Source organism: Leifsonia sp. SIMBA_070, assembly GCF_046534635.1.
Taxonomy (GTDB): Bacteria; Actinomycetota; Actinomycetes; order Actinomycetales; family Microbacteriaceae; genus Leifsonia.
In genome coordinates this window covers 660,160-677,858 of the sequence record NZ_JAWRYK010000001.1, presented here as the reverse complement: position 1 = coordinate 677,858, position 17,699 = coordinate 660,160, and the positions used below count along the sequence as shown (strand labels likewise).

Sequence of the window (17,699 nt, the reverse complement as noted above, 5' to 3'; positions counted from 1 at the left end):
GGCGCGGATTAGCCGGCGGTGTGTCGGTCGCTCAGCCGGCGCGCTTGCGGAGCTTGCGGCGCTCGCGCTCGGAGAGCCCGCCCCAGATTCCGAACCGCTCGTCGTTGGCGAGCGCGTACTCGAGGCACTGCGAGCGGACCTCGCACGAGGTGCAGATGCGCTTGGCGTCGCGAGTGGAACCGCCCTTCTCGGGGAAGAACGCCTCCGGATCCGTCTGGGCGCATAGCGCGTCGGACTGCCAGGCGAGCGGATTGTCGTCTTCGACCTCCGCAGGCCGGACGCCCGGGACTCCGAGCCGGACCGGATCGATGAACCAGTCGTCGGGTACCCCGGCACGATATTCGGGCACTGGCATATCGGTCTCCCCACCCATGAACTGCTGAAACACGAGATTCCCGTGTGCCACTAATTACACCGTTGTCATTCGCTCACGTCAAGTCGCGAATCGTAAAGCCTTGACCGCTGGTCGAGAGTTCGCGACGCGCCGGTTAACGACAACAATCGCGACACGCCCGGTGGATCGGACTCGGCCGGGACCGGTGTCAGGACGCCGCCTGGCGTGCTTCCCAGGCGCTGCGCACCATCTCGTCGAGCGTGTGCCGCATCTTCCAGTCGAGATCGCGCGCGGCGAGCTCTCCCGAGGCCACGATCCTCGCCGGGTCCCCCGGCCGTCGAGGCCCCACTTCTGGGGTGAACGCGATTCCGGTCACGTCGGCGACGGTCGACATGATCTGGCCGACCGACACGCCGTCACCGCTCCCCAGGTTGTAGACGGGCTCGATGGGCGCCCCTGCATCCAACCGCTTCGCGGCCGCGACATGCGAGACGGCCAGGTCGGCGACGTGGATGTAGTCGCGGACGCAGGTGCCGTCGGGCGTCGGGTAGTCGTCGCCGTTGATGCGCGGCGTCCGCCCCTCGGCGAGCGCGTCGAACACCAGCGGGAAGAGGTTGTGCGGGCTGGTGTCGCGCAGCGACGGGTCGCCCGATCCCACCACGTTGAAGTAGCGCAGGGAGGTGTGCCGCAGACCCGCCGCGACGCCCTGGTCGCGGAGCAGCCACTCGCCGATCAGCTTCGACTCGCCGTACGGCGACTCCGGGCTCTTCGGAGTGGACTCGGTGACGATGTCCACATCGGGGGTGCCGTAGACGGCCGCGGACGAGCTGAAGACGATCGCGTCCACGCCCGCCTCCTGCATGGCGGCCAGGAGCACCGCCGTCGCCGTTACGTTCTGCTCGTACGTGTGCAGCGGCCGCTGGACGGAGACGCCCGCGTACTTGAAGCCGGCCACGTGCACGACACCGGTGATCGCGTTCTCGGCGAAGATGCGCTTCAGCAGATCGCCGTCGAGGATCGTGCCCCGGTAGAACGGCACCTCGGCCGGCACGAACTCCTCGTGCCCGCTCGACAGGTCGTCCACCACGACGACGTCGATGCCGTCCTGCCGGAACGCCCGCACGACGTGCGCTCCGATGTAGCCTGCGCCTCCGGTCACCAACCACGCCACGGGCGGTCCTCCTGCTGCTCGATGGAGCTTCCCACCTTACCGGGACCGCCGGAGACGGACCCGCCCGAGGAGCCGAGGCCCGTGAGCGATCAGACGAACGCGGCCTGGCCCGTGATCGCGCGGCCGACGATGAGGGTGTTCATCTCGCGGGTGCCCTCGTACGAGTACAGGGCCTCCGCGTCGGCGAAGAAGCGGGCGACGTCGTAGTCGAGCACGATGCCGTTGCCGCCGAGGGCCTCGCGGCACCACGCCACCGTCTCGCGCATCCTGGCCGTGGCGAACGCCTTCGCCAGCGCCGAGTGCTCGTCGCGCTGCTCGCCGTCGTCGAGCATCTGCGACACCCGGGTGCACAGGCCGATGGAGGCGGTGATGTTGCCGATCGATTTGACCAGGAGGTCCTGGATCAGCTGGTGGGAGGCGATCGGCTTGCCGAACTGCACGCGCTCCTTCGTGTAGCGCAGAGCGGCCTCGTAGGCCCCGACCGCGACGCCGACGGCCGCCCAGGCCACCTCGGCGCGGGTGAGGCGCAGCACGCGGGCGGTGTCCTTGAAGCTGTTCGCGTTCTGCAGGCGGAGCGACTCGGGCACGACCACGTTCTCGAGCGTGATGTCGGCGTTCTGCACGATCCGGAGAGACTGCTTGCCCTCGATCTTGGTGGTGGTGAAGCCGGGCGTCGAGTTGGGGACGATGAAGCCCTTCACCTGCCCGTCCTCCGCGCTCTTCGCCCAGATCACCGTGATGTCGCTGAACGTGGCGTTGCCGATCCAGCGCTTCGAGCCGTTCAGCACCCAGTTGTCGCCGTCCCGGGTCGCGACGGTCTTGAGGCCCTGCGCCGAGTCGGAGCCGGAGGTCGGCTCGGTGAGCCCGAAGGCGCCCAGCACCTCGCCGCTCGACAGCTTCGGCAGCCACTCGGCGCGCTGCTCGTCCGAACCGCAGACGCCGATCGCCCCGAGGGCCAGGCCGTTCTGCACGCCGACGTAGGTGCTCACCGAGGCGTCGACGCGAGCCAGCTCCAGCGCCACCCAGCCGCGGAACACGGCAGAGTTCTCGAACGCCGCGGTCTCAGGGAATCCGAGACCGATCGTGCCGGTGCGGTGCAGCACCTCGACGATCTGGTGCGGGAACTCCGCCTTCTCCCAGAACTCGTTGACGATCGGCTTGATCTCCGACTCGAGCTCTGAGCGGAGATTCGCGATGAACTCCTTCTCGCGGTCGGTGAGCAGGTTCTCGAAGCCGTAGAAGTCTCCGGCGATGGTCTCGAAGGGCATGTGTGCTCCAGTGCGTCCACAGGGATGGTCGGGCCGCCGTCAGCCTAGGCACCCGCGCCTCGGCGGACAAAGCGATTGGTAGTTTGGTCCAACGCGACGAAAGGGATCAGGACGCATGTTTGTGCGCATCGGCAACACTCCGCGGGACTACGCCTGGGGCTCGACGACGGCCATCGCCGGCCTGCTCGGCACCGAGCCCAGCGGCAGCCCGGAGGCGGAGCTGTGGCTGGGCGCCCATCCCGGCTCCCCCGCCCGGGTGCTCGACCCGGCGCTGGCCGACGGCGCGGAGGATCTCGCCGCCTGGGAGCGCACCAGCGACCTCCCGTACCTGCTGAAGGTGCTGGCAGCGGACGGACCACTGTCGCTGCAGGCGCATCCCTCCCCCGAGCAGGCTCGTGCCGGGTTCGAACGAGAGAACGCCGCAGGACTCGCTCCGGACTCTCCGGACCGCAACTACAAGGACCCGTTCCACAAGCCCGAGCTGATCTTCGCCCTCAGCGACCCGTTCGAGGCGCTGTGCGGGTTCCGCGATCCGGCGGAGAGCCGTGTCGCGCTGGAGCGCCTGGCGGAGGGCGCGGCCGGCGGTGCGGTGATCTCCGGTTTCGCCCGCACCCTCGACGGCGAGCCGGGCACGGTACTGCGGCGCGCGACCGAGTGGCTGCTCGGCGGCGACACCGACGTCGACCTGCTCGTCGCCGAGGTGGTGCGCGCTGCACGCGCGCTGCCCGAGGACCGCGACGCGGACACCGTGCGGATGCTCGACGACGCGTTCCCCGGGGACCCCGGCATCGTGCTCGCGCTCCTCCTGAACCGGGCGACCCTGCGGCCGGGCGAGGTGCTGTACCTGCCGGCGGGCAACATCCACGCGTACCTGCGCGGCCTCGGGATCGAGCTGATGGCCGCCTCCGACAACGTGCTGCGCGGCGGTCTGACGCGCAAGCGCATCGACGTCCCCGAGCTGGTCTCCGTGCTCGACTTCACGCCCATCCATGCGACGCCGCTCGCCGCCCGGCATCCCGGACCAGGGGTGGAGGAGTTCCGGCCCGACGTGCCCGACTTCCGCCTCGACGTGGTGCACGTCGGGGTAGGCGTCGCCTCCGCCGAGGTCCCGCTGACCGGGACGGCCATCGCGCTCTGCACCGAGGGCGCGCTCGAACTCGCCGGCGGGAACGGCTCCGTCACGCTGACCCGCGGGGAGGCCGCGCTGATCACCGAGGACGAGCGCACCGTGACGGTCGCCTCCGGCGCGGGCAGGCTCTTCGTCGCCATGCCGAACGCGTGAGCTATCCTGCGCCGGTGAGCAATTCCGCTGAAGCGACGAGCCGGCCGACCGCGCTGAACGACCGGATCCGTGCCGCGCGTGCCGCCACCGGCAGCGGGGAGGCCGTCCTCGCGTCCGTCGTCCTCTTCACCTTGTTCGCCGGTGACTTCTGGCGCGACCTGATCAGCTGGCCCGGGTACTTCATCCTCGCCGGCGTGCTGGCGATGGTCACCGGTGTGCTGCTGGTGCGTTCCCGTCCGACGTTCCGCTGGCGGACCACGCCCAAGACACTGGTGCTGTTCCTCGCCCTCGCCCTCGTCTCGATCGCCTGGTCGGCCTACTCCGGAGCCAGCGCCCTCGGCGTGCTCGCGCAGCTGGCGACGACGGTCGGCGGTCTGTTCCTGGGGCTGCGGCTGGGGCTCACCGCACTGCTGAGCGCGCTGGGCAACGCATTCCGCTGGATCCTCGGGCTCTCCCTGCTGTTCGAGCTGATCGTCGCCGTCGTCGTCCGGCAGCCGGTCCTCCCCCTCACCCCCGCGCAGCCGGTCCCGTCGGGGAAGCTGCCCTCCGCCTTCTTCTGGAGCCGGGACCTGCTCTTCCACGGCGGACCGATCCAAGGCATCGTCGGCAACAGCAACCTGCTCGCGATGATCGCTCTGCTGTCCATCATCGTGTTCGCGATCCAGCTGGCCGACCGGACGGTGCGCCGAGGATCGTCGGCGAGCTGGCTCGTCGTCGCGGTCCTCACGCTCGCGCTCACCCGCTCGGCCACCGTCATCGCGGCGGCCATCGCCGTCGCCGTCGTCTTCGGTTTCGCCGCGTGGACGCGCCGGGTGGGCCCGGCACGCCGCACACCGGTCTACCTCACGGCCCTCGCCGTCGTCGTCGCGGCCGTCGTTCTGGTGTCGGTGTTCGCCTCCCGCATCCCCGCGCTGTTCGGGAAGAGCGAAGACCTCACCGGGCGTCTGGACATCTGGCACGCCGTGATCGGCCTGGCGCAGCAGCGTCCGGTGTTCGGCTGGGGGTGGGTGAGCTACTGGGCGCCCTGGGTGAAGCCGTTCGACGGCCTCGCCACCCGCAACGGCGTCGAATACCTGCAGGCCCACAACGCCTGGCTCGACGTCTGGCTCCAGCTCGGCATCGTCGGACTCGTGGTGTTCATCCTGCTGGTGCTGACGACCTTCGGCCGCTCCTGGTTCGTGGCGGTCGACCGACCGCGCACGAAGCTCGTCGACGACGCGCCGTACACGGCGACGGCCCTGCTGCCGCTGCTGCTGCTCGCCGCCCTGATCGCCCAGAGCTTCGCCGAGAGCCGCATGCTCATCGAAGGCGGATGGGCGCTTCTCGTGACGCTGGCGGTCGCGACCAAGCGGGGCGGGGCGGGAGTGTCCTGAAAGCCGTGGCGCAGCGACCCTCCCCCTAGGATTCTGTGTATGGCAACGCCCCGACGGACCCTGGTGCCGCACGCGGTGACCGAGTTCCTGGGCTCCGCCCGCTTCACCTCGACGCTCGCCCTGCTCGCGGTGATCACCGGGTTCTCCACACACGCCATCCGCGCCCTCATCGGCTGGCCCGGGCTCATCGGCGCCCTCGGGGTCCTGGTGGTGCTGGCCGCGCTGTCGTTCGCCGCCCAGTGGCGGCTGATCGAGTGGCACGGGCTGCTGCCGATCTCCGCCCTGCTGTTCGTCGGCTGGTGCGCGTTGTCGATCCTGTGGAGCCAGTACCAGTGGGCGACGCTCGGCGCGGTGATCTACCAGCTGATCTTCGCGTTCCTCGCCGTCTACATCGCGCTGGTCCGCGACGCCATCCAGATCGTCCGGGTGGTCGGCGACGCGCTGCGCTTCCTGCTCACCCTGTCGCTGTCCCTGGAGGTGCTCAGCGGCCTCCTGCTCGACGCCCCGATGCGGTTCCTCGGCATCCAGGGCAACATCGCGCTCGGCGGCCCGATCCAGGGGCTGTTCGGGTCGCGCAATCAGCTCAGCATCGTCGCGCTGATCGCGTTCGTGACCTTCCTCGTCGAGCTCCGCACCCGATCCGTCCGTCCTCCGGTGGCGGCGTTCTCCATCGCGCTGGCCGGGCTCTGCATCCTCCTGGCGCACTCCCCCGTCATCGCGGCGGTGTCGGTGGTGGTCGGGCTCGCCACGCTGGCGCTGTACCTGATGCGGAGGGTGCCGGCGCACCGGCGCGTGTACGTCCAGTGGGGGCTGGCGGTCGTCACCGTCGCCGTCCTGATCGTCGCGTACATCTACCGGACGCGGGTGATCGACCTGCTCAACGCGCGCGCCGACTTCCAGGTGCGCTACCAGCTGTGGATCCAGATCTGGCAGCTGATCCCCGTGCAGCAGACGGTGGGCTGGGGGTGGGTCGGCTCGTGGCCGACCGACCTGTACCCGTTCACCGCGATCCAGGCGGCGACGGGCGTCTATCATGCGAACGGGTTGAACGCCTACCTCGACGTCTACCTGCAGGTCGGAATCATCGGGCTGCTGCTCTTCATCGCCCTCATCGCCCTGGCCTTCGGCCGGTCCTGGCTGCTCGCATCGAACCGGCGAAGCGTCGTCTACGCCTGGGCTCCGCTGGTCCTCGTCGCGCTGCTCGTGACGAGCGTGTTCGAGAGCTCGATCCTGGTCGAGTCCGGGTGGATGCTGCTCATCATCTGCACGGTCAAGGCGTCGCAGGGGATGAGCTGGAGGCTGCGGCTGCCGCACCGCGACACGGCCTGAGCCGCGACCGGGGCGCGCGCGGTCAGCGGGCGAACGACCGCCGGTGGACCCGGAGGCCGCGGACGAGTCCGGCCCAGAACACCGCACCGAAGGGCACCACGTAGGTCAGGTACGCCGCGACCGCACGACCGGGCGCGCGGCGCGCCGCTGCAGCCGCAGCAGGCGCCGCGATCCCGAGGACCACGACGGCCACGATGACGGCGACCGCCCACCACGCGCCGAACGCCAGCGCGACGACCAGCGCGGCGACCGCCAGCACGGGGACGATGGCGAGGGCCAGCAGGACGGCGTTGCGCAGTGGGCTCGTCCCCGCGTAGCTGTCGACGAAGAGCGTGCCACGGTCGTACGCGTGGCGGAGGAAGCCGCGCACCGTCGTCCGCGGCCGGTACAGCGCGCGGAATCCCGGGTCGAGCCGGAGCGGACGCCGTTCGCAGACGAACCGCAGCAGCTTGGTGTCGTCGGAGACCAGGTGGGCGTTCTCCTCCGGCCACGCCGCCCGGCAGGCATCGAGGAAGAGCTGCTTGTCGATGACCAGGCAGCCCGTCCCCTTCGGCGCCCGGTCGAAGTTGTCGAGCGAGATCTCGGTGGGCCGCGGGTGAGCGAGGTAGTCGCCCCAGAAGATGTGGGTCGGCACCTCCCAGAACCGGCCGACCAGCGGCGAGGCGGGGTCCGTCGGGACGTGGCCGTTCCACGGCGGACGACCGAGGTCGTCGTCCACGCGGTCCAGGTATGCGAACGAGTCCTCGCCCATCAGCAGGCGCGAGTCGAAGATCAGGAGCCGGTCGGCGCGCGCCGCCTGCGCACCCTCCCAGCGGGCGAGGAAGCGGCCGCGGTTCTCCTGCGAGACCACACGGAACGGAACGGGCGATGCGGCGGCGAGCTCTGCGAGAACCGCCGCCGTGCCGTCGGTGGAGCCGTCGTCGACGACGACGATCTCGGCGGCGACGGTGGACCGTTCGAGGGCCGCCCAGAGGGAGGCGATGGTGCTGGGCAGCCACGGCGCCGAATCGTAGGAGGCGATCACGATGCTGAGGTCGGGAATCGGCTGCGGCTCGGGCGTCACCGCTGCTCCTCCCCGATCGACGGCGCGGCGGCCGGCCCGACGGGCCCCGCTCCGGCGGCTTCGCCGGCCGGCGCCCGCCGCAGCCACCAGAGGTGGACGAGGATGCCGACCGCGGGACCGGCGGCCAGCGCGAGCGCCGCGCGGCCCTCCAGCGGCAGCGGCAGGAACAGCAGCGCGATGGTGACGACAGACGCAGCGACCCAGCCGATGGCGTAGCCGCCGTGGAGGTTGCGCGCCAGAACCGCGGACCCGGTGACGCAGAGTATCCCGATCATCCCGGAGGATGCGACCAGCGCCGTGAGCGTCCCGGCGTCGAGGTCGAACTGCGCACCGAACACCGCCTTCACCACGGGGACGCCGAAGGCCCAGGCGCACAGGCACAGCACGGCGACCACGCCGGCGATGAGGGCCGACAGGCGCGTCACCAGCCGGAAGGCGCCCTGCGGCGCCCGGGCGAACTGGCTGACCAGGAAGCTGGAGAGCGCCATGAGCGGCACCAGGATGGGCGCGCGGGTGAGGGTGACCGCCAGCACCAGCGAACCGAGCTGCCTGTGTCCTGCCGGGCTCGAGAAGAACGACAGGATGAGCGGGAACCCGTTGATGAGGACGGCCGTCGCCGACGCCGCGATCATGGTCCGCAGCGTGTTGACGGCGAGACCGCGCATCCGCTCCGGCACCACGGCGCGCGCGATCAGTGCGCGCGGCGCGCTCAGGAAGACGGCGGCCAGCGCCAGCGGGAACGGCAGGATGACGGCCAGCGCGAGCACCCAGGGCTCGGTCGTCATCGCGAGCGCCAGGAGGACGAACACGACCCGGAGCACGCCGTCGAGCGCGACGACGCTCGCCAGCTGCCGCCACATCCCGCTGCCCGCCATGACGCCGGAACCCGCGGCGACCAGGCAGTTGAACGCGGCTCCGATCGCGACGAAGACGGAAAGTCCCGCCTGATCCTGCCCGAGCGACGGGGCCGCCCAGAGCAGCGCGGTCAGCAGCACGACCGACAGGACCACGACAGCGAGTCCGGCCGCGAACAGCCAGATCGAGGACCGTCGGCCGTTCTGTGTCGCCGTGCCTGCCTCCCGCTCCGCCGTGCCTGCCTCCCGCTCCGCCTGGGCGACGGCCCGCGTGGCCTCCTGCTGGACGCCGAACAGCACGCCGACGACGAGGAACAGGGCCGACCAGAACACCGAGAACACGGCGTAGCCCGCCGCCCCGCTCGCGGTGAAGACCCGCCAGGTCACCAGGTAGCCGCTGAGCCCCGACACGATCGTCGCGCCCAGGATGAGCGCGACCGACGACCGCGCTCCCGCCTGCGCGGGCGCGTCGCCCTCTGCGCGGGCGGGCAGCGGCTCGTTGAGCGGTTCGTAACTGGTGATGACGGCCTCCGCTATTCCTCGGCCGCGTCGGCCGGTGCGGCCTCGCGGTGACGACGGAGCAGGACCCAGTGGATGGCGTAGAGCGAGACGAAGACGAACAGGCCGACGACGCCGTTGGCCACCAGCCACGCGTCGATGTTCGGCAGGGTCAGGGTGGCCGCGGCCCACTGGGCGAGCGTCGCGACCGCGAAAACGGCGAGCGCCACCCGCGAGGCGGCGGCCGTGATCCGCACGAGGATGCCCTGCGCCAGCGCCCACGGCAGCCAGGCGATCGCGAACCCGACGACGATCTGCCCGGTGAGCGCGTAGTGGGAGCCGAACAGCAGGCCGACGATCCAGCCGCCTGCGACCGCGACGATGACGAACATCGCCACACCGGTCAGCGCGGTGATCACCAGGATGACGGTCACGCCGAGGTTGGTGAGGGCGGCGTTCCCCCGGGACCGTACGAAGCGCGGCAGCAGGTAGAGCGAGAATGTCGCGGGCACGATGAGGGTGGTCTTGATCAGCACGGCAGCAGCGGCGTAGGCGCCGGCGACATCCTGAGGCGTCCCTGCCCGGACGAAGACGACGTCGGCGTTGGTCAGCCAGGCGAAGCCGATGGTGAGCAGCAGCACCACGGTGCTGTTGACGGTGAAGGGCCGCCCGGTGAGCGGCACGGCCTCCCGGCGCGCCTGCAGGCTCGCGCCGACGGCGCCGGCGAGGGCGGTCAGTACCAGGATCGCCAGGATGGCGCTGGATTCCGCGGATAGCAGCACGGCCACCAGCGCCAGCACCGCCTGCGCCATCTGCGCGCCCGTCGACCACCAGACGACCGCTCGCGAGTCGCCGGCGCCCTGCAGCCGGCCCTGGGCGCGGGCGAAGAGGAAGTTCGGGATCATCGCGGCAGCCGTGAGGAGCACCGTGACGAGCCCGACCGCTCCGGGAGCGGCGAGCGTCGACGAGAGGGCGAAGACGCCGAGGGTGCCGAGACCACCCAGGACCAGGGCTTCGATGAACGAGCCGTCCAGCCGACGACGGCCGGCCGCGGCCGGCGTCAGGGCGCCGCTCAGCGCCTCGGCCGTGCCGACGGCCACCGAGTTGCGCAGGGCAGAGCTGCCGATCGCGGCGACGTTGATCAGCGCGAGGGCCGCCGCGAGCAGACCGTAGGACGACGGGCCGAGACCTCGGATGGTGATGATCTGGAACGCGGTCGTGGCCACGATGCCGAGGGCGCTGACGATGCCGATCTCGGCGAGCGCGCGGCCGTGCCGCGCGACCATGCCGCGAGCGCCGCTCGCAGGCGCGCCCGCCGGGTCGACGCTAATCGGCGTACCCCCTGCTCACCAGGTCGGCGACGATGATGTCGGAGGGCGAGAACTCCGGCCGCTCGAGCTCGTGGCGCATGGAGGCGTAGTCGGTGAGGAAGCCGCGCAGCCGCCCGAGATCCCACTCCGAGAGCAGGATGTTGCGGCCGATGCCCTCCGCCTGCTCCGTCGCCTTGCGGTGGATGAGCGTGGGGAGGCCGAGCAGAGCGCTCTCGGCCTGGACGCCTCCGGAGTCGGTGACCACGAAGGCGGCCTGCTTCAGCAGCTCGACGAAGGCGTCGTGGCTCAGCTTGGGGATGACCTGGATGCGGTCGCCGCCGGTCTTCTCCAGCGCCTTCTCCAGCGTCTCGCGGTTGAAGACGTCGACGATGAGCCGGAGCGGGATGGGGCTCTCCTGGAGCACGGCGAGGGTGTCGTCGACCAGCTGGGCGTTGGAGATGAACTCGAACCGGTGCAGCAGCGCGACGCCGAACGGCTCCTCCGAAGTCCCCGCCTGCTCGCCGTGGTCGAGCACAGCGTCGAGGGCGGTGTTGCCGTGGGTGTAGACCACGTTGTCGCGCTTGGCGAGGTTGTGCGTGGCCTCCTCGGACGGCGTGTAGTGCACCGTCGCCATGGTGCCGACGATGCGCCGGTCGAGCTCCTCGGGGAACGGGTGCCGCCAGTTGCCGCTGCGGAGGCCGGCCTCGATGTGCGCGCACGGCACGCCCAGGCGCTTCGCGATGAAGGCGCCGGCGACGCTCGTCATGGTGTCGCCGTGGACGACGATCACCGTGTCGGCGGGCAGAGTCCGCTTCAGCCGCTTGCGGTTGCGCCGCAGCCAGCCGGCGACGGTGCCGCCCCAGGTGAGCACGTCGCGCGTTCCGCGCAGCGGCCGGCCCTTCGCGCCGTGCGCGATCACCACGTCGGGCTCGCCCAGACCGAGCTGCCCCATCACCTTCTCGAGCGCGTCCGTGTGCTGCATGGTGACCCACTGCTGGATGCGATTGCCCCGAGCCCGGAGGCGACGGATCACGGGAGCGAGCTTGATCGCTTCCGCCGTCGTTCCGTAGATGAAGACGATCATGTGCGTGGTGGATGCCTTTTCGAGTGTCCTGAGCAGGGCACCCCTATTCAATCATGTCGTGAAGCGGAAGGCTGTGACACGGCCCTCCGAGCGAGGAACTGGTATTTTCGACTGCGGACGCCGCTTCCGTGTCCGCCGCAACCCCGAGAGGACCGCCACGTGACCTTCGTCGCCTCCGACGCCGACGTGTCCGCAGACGCGGTCGTGGGTGAGGGGACGAAGATCTGGAACCTCGCGCAGGTCCGCGAGAACGCCACGATCGGCCGCTCCTGCATCGTCGGCCGGGGCGCCTACATCGGAGCGGGCGTGACCATCGGGGACAACTGCAAGATCCAGAACCTCGCGCTGGTCTACGAGCCCGCATCGGTCGGCGACGGCGTGTTCATCGGTCCGGCGGTCGTCTTCACCAACGACCAGTACCCGCGCGCTGTCAGCCCCGACGGCGAGCTGAAGTCGGCCTCCGACTGGACGCCCGTCGGCGTGACCGTGCTCGAGGGCGCGTCGATCGGTGCGCGCGCCGTGTGCGTCGCCCCCGTGACCGTCGGCCGCTGGGCGACGGTGGCGGCCGGCGCGGTCGTCACCAAGGACGTCCCCGACCACGCTCTCGTCGTCGGTGTGCCGGCCCGCCGCATCGGCTGGGTCGGGCGCGCGGGGGTCCCCCTGCGCGAAGAGGGCGGCGTATGGACCTGCCCGCAATCCGGAGAAAGGTACCGAGAGGCGAACGGCGCTCTCGAACGAATCGAATGACCCAGCAAGAATTCATCCCGGCCGCCCGACCCCTGATCGGGGACGAGGAGCGCACCGCCGTCGACGCCGTGCTGCGCAGCGGCATGCTCGCCCAGGGGCCGGAGGTCGCCGCATTCGAAACCGAGTTCTCGGAGGCCCTGGTCGACGGGCGGAGGACCGCTGCGGTCAACTCCGGCACCTCGGGACTGCACCTCGGCCTGCTCGCCGCGGGGATCGGCCCGGGCGACGAGGTCATCGTCCCGTCGTTCACCTTCGCCGCGACCGCCAACGCCGTGGTCCTGGCCGGCGCCGAGCCGGTCTTCGCCGACATCGACCCGGACAGCTTCACCCTGGACCCGGCCTCCGTCGCGCAGCTGATCGGCCCCCGCACCGCGGCCATCATGCCGGTCCACCTCTACGGCCATCCTGCCGACATGGCGGGACTGCAGAGCCTGGCGGACGACCACTCCCTCGCGCTGTTCGAGGACGCGGCCCAGGCCCACGCAGCCACCATCGACGGCCGCCCCGTCGGCACCTTCGGCGCGTTCGCCATGTTCAGCCTCTACCCGACCAAGAACATGACCTCCGGGGAGGGCGGGATGGTGGTCTCGGCCGACGCGGACATCGACCACCGCGTCCGCCTGCTCCGCAACCAGGGCATGGAGGCGCAGTACCGCAACGAGCTGGCCGGCTTCAACGCCCGCATGACCGACCTGCACGCGGCGATCGGCCGTGCTCAGCTCCGGAAGCTGGCGGGCTGGACGGCGGACCGCCGCCGGAACGCAGCCCGGTTCGACCGGGAGCTCTCCGGCGTCGTCACTCCCCCGGTCGCCGCGAATATCGAGCACGTCTACCACCAGTACACGATCCGCGTCCCGGAGGATCGCGACGGCTTCGCCCGCGCGCTTCGTGAGGAGTACGGGATCGGCTCGGGCGTGTACTACCCGGTCCCCGTCCACCGGCTGCCGTCCTTCGGGCGCAACGACGTCCTCCCCGAGACCGAGCGCGCGGCCCGCGAAGTGCTCTCGCTGCCTGTGCACCCGTCGCTGACCGAGGCCGACCTCGACCGCATCGTCACGGCCGTGAACGCGCTCGCCCAGGCGGGACGCTGATGGCCGCCCCGCGCTCCGGCGCCGCCCTCCGCTACGGCGTGATCGGCCTCGGCGTCATGGGACGCAACCACGCCCGCGTGATCCGCGAGCTCGACGGCGTGGAGCTCGCCGGAGTCGTCGACCCCTTCGCCATCGAGACCGACATCGGCGGCGTGCCGGTCCACGCCGGCCTCGACCTGCTGCTCGCCTCCGGGATCGACGCGGCCGTCGTCGCCGTCCCGACGACCATGCACGAGGAGGTGGCCCTCCGCCTCGCCGACGCCGGCGTGCATGCGCTGGTCGAGAAGCCGATCGCGGCCGACGTCGAGCAGGGCGCCCGGATGACCGAGGCGTTCCGCTCGCGCGGCCTGGTCGGCGCCGTCGGCCACATCGAGCGCTTCAATCCGGCCCTGCAGAACCTGCGGATGCGTCTGGAGGCCGGCGAGCTGGGCGACGTCTACCAGATCGCCACCCGGCGCCAGGGCCCCTTCCCGGCGCGCATCGCGGACGTGGGCGTGATCAAGGATCTCGCCACCCACGACATCGACCTGACCTCCTGGCTGGCGCAGAGCCCGTTCCGTACCGTCCACGCCAACACCTCTCGTCGCAGCGGGCGCCCGCACGAAGACCTGGTGGCCTTCAACGGCCGCCTCGACGACGGCATCATCACCAACCACCTGGTCAACTGGATGTCGCCGATGAAGGAGCGGATCACCGTCGTCACCGGCGAGTCCGGCGCTTTCGTCGCCGACACGCTGAGCGGTGACCTCACGTTCTACGAGAACGGCACCGACGCCACCGAGTGGGATGCGGTCTCCGCCTTCCGCGGCGTGGCCGAGGGCTCGGTCATCCGGTACGCCCTGAAGAAGCGCGAGCCGCTGCGCATCGAGCACGAGGCGTTCCGCGACGCGATCCTGCACGGCCGTCCGGGCATCGTGACGATGGAGCAGGGGCTCGCGACGCTGGCCGTCGCCGAGGCCGTGATGCAGTCCGCCGCCGAGGAGCGCGAGGTCGTCGTCGATCGCGTCGCCGGACCGGCGGGAACGGCCCGATGACCGCCGACGTGGAGTACGTGGAGGCCGCACCGACGGCCCCCAGGCGCGGCCTGTTCGGTCTCGGTCCCGTGCGCACGGTGATCGCGGCGCTGATCCCGGTCGCCCTGCTGGTCGCCCTGCTCTCCTGGGCGTTCGCCTCGCCGGTCGGCGCGAGCCCCGACGAGGACTACCACCTGGGCAGCATCTGGTGCGCCCAGGGCGACCGCGCCGGGCTCTGCGAGTCGACCTCCGACCCCGGCGTCAAGCGCGTCCCGGCCTCCGTGACGAAGGCCGCCAAGTGCTACGCCTTCGACATCCTGCACAGCGGCCGCTGCCCCGACGCAGCGTCCCAGCAGCTCGAGAAGTCCAAGCGCGGCACGTTCAACGACCACGGCTACCCGCCGGTGTTCTACCTGACGATGAGCGTCTTCGTCAGCCAGGACACCGCAGCCTCCGTTCTCGCCATGCGCGCGTTCAACTGCCTGCTGTTCGTGGGACTGCTGACGGCGCTGTTCCTCCTGCTGTCGCCTCCCCGGCGTGGGCTCGTCCTCTGGGGCGGCACGATCGCACTGGTGCCGTTCGGCATGTTCATCATCCCGAGCGTCAATCCGTCCGGCTGGGCCGCGATCTCGGCGGTCACCCTCTGGCTGTGCCTGGTCGGCTTCTACGAGGCGCAGAGCCGCGGCAGGATGATCGGCCTGGGCGCCCTGGCGACGGTCGCCACCCTGATGGGCGCCGGCGCGCGCTCCGACGCTGCGACCTACTCCGTCCTCGCCATGGTCGTGGTGGTCCTGCTGAAGGCCGAGCGGACGCGCGACTTCTGGCTCCGGTCGATCCTCACGCTCGTGCTCGCGATCGTCTGCGTCGTCTTCTTCCTCACCGGCAGCCAGGGCGGCGTCATCAACCCCGAGACGGCCGCGCCGCTCTCGGGGCGACAGACCCTCGCGCTCGCGGTCGCCAACCTCTTGCAGCTGCCCTCCCTGTGGACCGGCTCGCTCGGCACCTGGGGACTGGGCTGGCTCGACACGCTGATGCCCGCGATCGTCTGGGTGCCGTCGGTGGTCCTCGTCGCGGGCGTCGCCTTCGGCGCTCTCCGCTACGCGCCTCTGCGCAAGGCGCTGGCCGTCGGCCTGGTGGGAGTTGCGCTGGTCGTCGTCCCGCTCTACGTGCTCGTCCACGACCGGGTGACGGTCGGGAACGGCGTGCAGCCGCGCTACATCTACCCGCTGCTGCTGCTGTTCGTCGGCGTCAGCCTGTGGGGCTTCCGCCGGCTGGGACTCGGCCTCTCCGGGGTGCAGCTGATCCTCATCGTCGGCGGACTATGGATCGCGAACCACGTCGCGCTGTACACGAACCTCCGGCGCTATGTGACGGGCGAGGCGGCACAGGGCCTCAACCTGGATGCGGGCACGGACTGGTGGTGGTCGCTGCCCTTCGGCCCGATCTGGGTGTGGGTGGTCGGCTCGCTGGCCTTCCTCGCGGCCCTCGCCGCAGCGGCGGTCATCTCCTGGCCGACGGGCACGTTCGGGCTCCGCCGCCGAGCCGCTCTGACCTGAGCTCCCGATCTCCGCGTGCGAAGATAGTAACGACCGAGCCAGGTACCCAACCCGACGAAGGCCCCCTCCCCGACGTGACCATCGACATCATGATGCCGTTCTACGGCGACCCGGATCAGCTCCGTGCCGCCGTGACGAGCGTCCTCGCCCAGACCGACCCGGACTGGCGGCTGGTGGTCATCGACGACCAGTATCCGGACCGTACGCCCGGCGAATGGGTGCAGAGCATCGGCGACCCGCGGGTGCAGTACCTGCTCAACGAGACGAACCTCGGCGTGAGCGGCAACTTCTCGCGCTCCCTCCAGCTGGTCGAGAGCGAGCACTTCGTGCTGATGGGCTGCGACGACGAGTTGGAGCCGGGCTACATCGCACAGATGAGGTCGGCCGTCGCGCGCTTCCCCGGCACGTCCTACTTCCAGCCGCAGGTGAGCGTCATCTCCGATCGCGGCCGCGCGGTGCTGCCGTTGGCCGACCGCGTGAAGCGCTGGTCCCGGCCGTCGAAGTCGCACCCGGTCATCCTGCAGGGAGAGCGCCTCGCGGTGAGCCTGCTGCGCGGCAACTGGACGTACTTCCCGTCGATCTGCTGGCGCACAGAAGCGGTCCGCGCGGCGAACGGCTTCGACCCCGAGTACGAGATCGTCCTCGACCTGGCCCTGCAGCTGACCATCATCACCCGCGGGGGGACGATGGCGCTGCTTCCCGAGCCGACCTTCCGCTACCGCCGGCATGAGGCGAGCGTCTCGTCGTCGACCGCCCGCTACGGCGGCCGGTTCGACGAGGAGCGACGGTTCTTCCACGACGTCGCCGCACACCTCGACGCGATGGGATGGCGGCGCGCCGCCCGCGCGGCCCGGCGCCACGTCACCAGCCGCCTCAATGCCGCGACGAAGCTCCCTGGTGCGATCCGCGTCGGCGACCGCGACGGCCGCAGCTCCCTCCTCCGCCATGTGTTCACGAATCGGGCGGCGCGATGACCAGTAAGGTGAACCCCATGCCCCCGTCCCTCGAACGGACGCTCATCGTCATGCCCGCCTACAACGAGGAGGCGTCGGTCGCCACGGTGGTCGCAGAGGTTCGCGAGAAGCTCCCGGGCGTTTCCGTCCTGGTCGTCGACGACGGCTCCCTCGACGCGACCGCGGCGCGCGCCACCGCCGCCGGCGCGCTCGTCGCCCGCCTGCCGTTCAACATGGGCGTCGGAGGCGCGATGCGCCTCGGCTTCCAGTACGCCCTGACCAACGGGTACGACGTGGTCGTCCAGATCGACGCGGACGGTCAGCACGACCCGGCAGGCGTTCCCGCGCTGCTCGACGCACTGGCCGATTCGGACATCGCGATCGGCGCGCGCTTCTCGGGCGAGGGCGCCTACGCGGTCCGCGGGCCCCGCAAGTGGGCGATGCGCCTGCTCTCGGTCGTGCTCAGCCGGATCACCGGAACGCAGCTCAACGACACCACGAGCGGTTTCAAGGCGAACGGCCCGCGCGCCGTCGCCCTCTTCGCCCGCGCCTACCCGGCCGAGTACCTGGGCGACACGGTCGAGGCGCTCGTGATCGCCGCGCGTGCCCGGCTGAAGGTCAGCCAGGTCCCCGTCTCGATGCGCCCGCGGACGACGGGCACGCCGAGCCACAATCCGTTCAAGTCGGCCGTGTACCTCGCGCGTGCCTTCCTCGCCCTCGTCGTCGCCGTCATCCGCCCGCGCGCCGCGATCACCGAGACGACGGTGGTCTGA

16 protein-coding genes are annotated in these 17,699 nt (G+C 70.9%); 9 read left to right on the top strand and 7 right to left on the bottom strand.

The genetic code is table 11. From position 1 onward, the window contains the following. Positions 1–31 precede the first annotated feature (31 nt). The 3 genes from SB754_RS03015 to SB754_RS03005 form a co-directional block, all read right to left on the bottom strand. Positions 32–355, bottom strand: coding sequence for a WhiB family transcriptional regulator (locus tag SB754_RS03015; protein WP_410780874.1), 324 nt, complete (start codon positions 353–355; stop codon positions 32–34). 187 nt (positions 356–542) lie between these two features. After that, positions 543–1,505 carry a UDP-glucose 4-epimerase GalE gene (galE, locus tag SB754_RS03010; RefSeq protein WP_410780873.1) on the bottom strand — a complete coding sequence of 321 codons (963 nt, stop codon included), beginning with the start codon at positions 1,503–1,505 and terminating at the stop codon, positions 543–545. Between the two features lie 89 nt (positions 1,506–1,594). Further along, on the bottom strand, positions 1,595–2,773 hold the full coding sequence (locus SB754_RS03005) for an acyl-CoA dehydrogenase family protein (RefSeq protein ID WP_410780872.1): 1,179 nt from the start codon (positions 2,771–2,773) through the stop codon (positions 1,595–1,597). Between the two features lie 115 nt (positions 2,774–2,888). Here SB754_RS03005 and manA point away from each other — a divergent pair, with 115 nt between their 5' ends. Genes manA through SB754_RS02990 form a run of 3 tightly spaced genes read left to right on the top strand, consistent with a single transcriptional unit; the run spans position 2,889 to position 6,757 of the window. Further along, the gene (manA, locus tag SB754_RS03000) at positions 2,889–4,055 is read left to right on the top strand and encodes a mannose-6-phosphate isomerase, class I (protein ID WP_410780871.1); all 1,167 of its coding nucleotides are present in this window, start codon (positions 2,889–2,891) and stop codon (positions 4,053–4,055) included. A gap of 14 nt (positions 4,056–4,069) precedes the next feature. After that, positions 4,070–5,428 (top strand): O-antigen ligase family protein, encoded by a 1,359-nt coding sequence (locus SB754_RS02995; RefSeq protein WP_410780870.1) that lies wholly within the window; start codon positions 4,070–4,072, stop codon positions 5,426–5,428. A gap of 39 nt (positions 5,429–5,467) precedes the next feature. After that, positions 5,468–6,757 carry an exopolysaccharide production protein gene (locus tag SB754_RS02990; protein WP_410780869.1) on the top strand — a complete coding sequence of 430 codons (1,290 nt, stop codon included), beginning with the start codon at positions 5,468–5,470 and terminating at the stop codon, positions 6,755–6,757. A 22-nt stretch (positions 6,758–6,779) separates the two neighbouring features. Here the strand turns inward: SB754_RS02990 and SB754_RS02985 are convergent, their stop codons facing one another. Genes SB754_RS02985 through SB754_RS02970 form a run of 4 tightly spaced genes read right to left on the bottom strand, consistent with a single transcriptional unit; the run spans position 6,780 to position 11,566 of the window. Next, complete coding sequence (locus tag SB754_RS02985; RefSeq protein WP_410780868.1) at positions 6,780–7,820, bottom strand: glycosyltransferase family A protein; 1,041 nt, start codon at positions 7,818–7,820, stop codon at positions 6,780–6,782. After that, positions 7,817–9,325, bottom strand: coding sequence for a lipopolysaccharide biosynthesis protein (locus SB754_RS02980; protein ID WP_410780867.1), 1,509 nt, complete (start codon positions 9,323–9,325; stop codon positions 7,817–7,819). The genes SB754_RS02985 and SB754_RS02980 overlap by 4 nt, the downstream gene beginning before the upstream one ends. Beyond that, positions 9,208–10,458, bottom strand: coding sequence for a hypothetical protein (locus SB754_RS02975; RefSeq protein ID WP_410780866.1), 1,251 nt, complete (start codon positions 10,456–10,458; stop codon positions 9,208–9,210). The genes SB754_RS02980 and SB754_RS02975 overlap by 118 nt, the downstream gene beginning before the upstream one ends. A 40-nt stretch (positions 10,459–10,498) precedes the next feature. Then, positions 10,499–11,566 (bottom strand): UDP-N-acetylglucosamine 2-epimerase, encoded by a 1,068-nt coding sequence (locus tag SB754_RS02970; protein WP_410780865.1) that lies wholly within the window; start codon positions 11,564–11,566, stop codon positions 10,499–10,501. Between the two features lie 159 nt (positions 11,567–11,725). Here SB754_RS02970 and SB754_RS02965 point away from each other — a divergent pair, with 159 nt between their 5' ends. From SB754_RS02965 to SB754_RS02940, 6 genes are all read left to right on the top strand, one after another. After that, positions 11,726–12,313, top strand: coding sequence for an acyltransferase (locus SB754_RS02965; RefSeq protein WP_410780864.1), 588 nt, complete (start codon positions 11,726–11,728; stop codon positions 12,311–12,313). Further along, positions 12,310–13,404, top strand: coding sequence for a DegT/DnrJ/EryC1/StrS family aminotransferase (locus SB754_RS02960; protein ID WP_410780863.1), 1,095 nt, complete (start codon positions 12,310–12,312; stop codon positions 13,402–13,404). Before SB754_RS02965 ends, SB754_RS02960 begins: the two co-directional genes overlap by 4 nt. Continuing rightward, positions 13,404–14,438: a Gfo/Idh/MocA family oxidoreductase gene (locus SB754_RS02955; RefSeq protein WP_410780862.1), complete on the top strand. Its 1,035-nt coding sequence runs from the start codon at positions 13,404–13,406 to the stop codon at positions 14,436–14,438. The genes SB754_RS02960 and SB754_RS02955 overlap by 1 nt, the downstream gene beginning before the upstream one ends. Next, positions 14,435–15,973: a DUF2142 domain-containing protein gene (locus tag SB754_RS02950; protein ID WP_410780861.1), complete on the top strand. Its 1,539-nt coding sequence runs from the start codon at positions 14,435–14,437 to the stop codon at positions 15,971–15,973. Before SB754_RS02955 ends, SB754_RS02950 begins: the two co-directional genes overlap by 4 nt. A 74-nt stretch (positions 15,974–16,047) precedes the next feature. After that, entirely contained in the window at positions 16,048–16,947 is a 900-nt protein-coding gene (locus tag SB754_RS02945; RefSeq protein ID WP_410780860.1) for a glycosyltransferase family 2 protein, read from the top strand. Between the two features lie 17 nt (positions 16,948–16,964). Further along, positions 16,965–17,699, top strand: coding sequence for a glycosyltransferase family 2 protein (locus SB754_RS02940; RefSeq protein ID WP_410780859.1), 735 nt, complete (start codon positions 16,965–16,967; stop codon positions 17,697–17,699).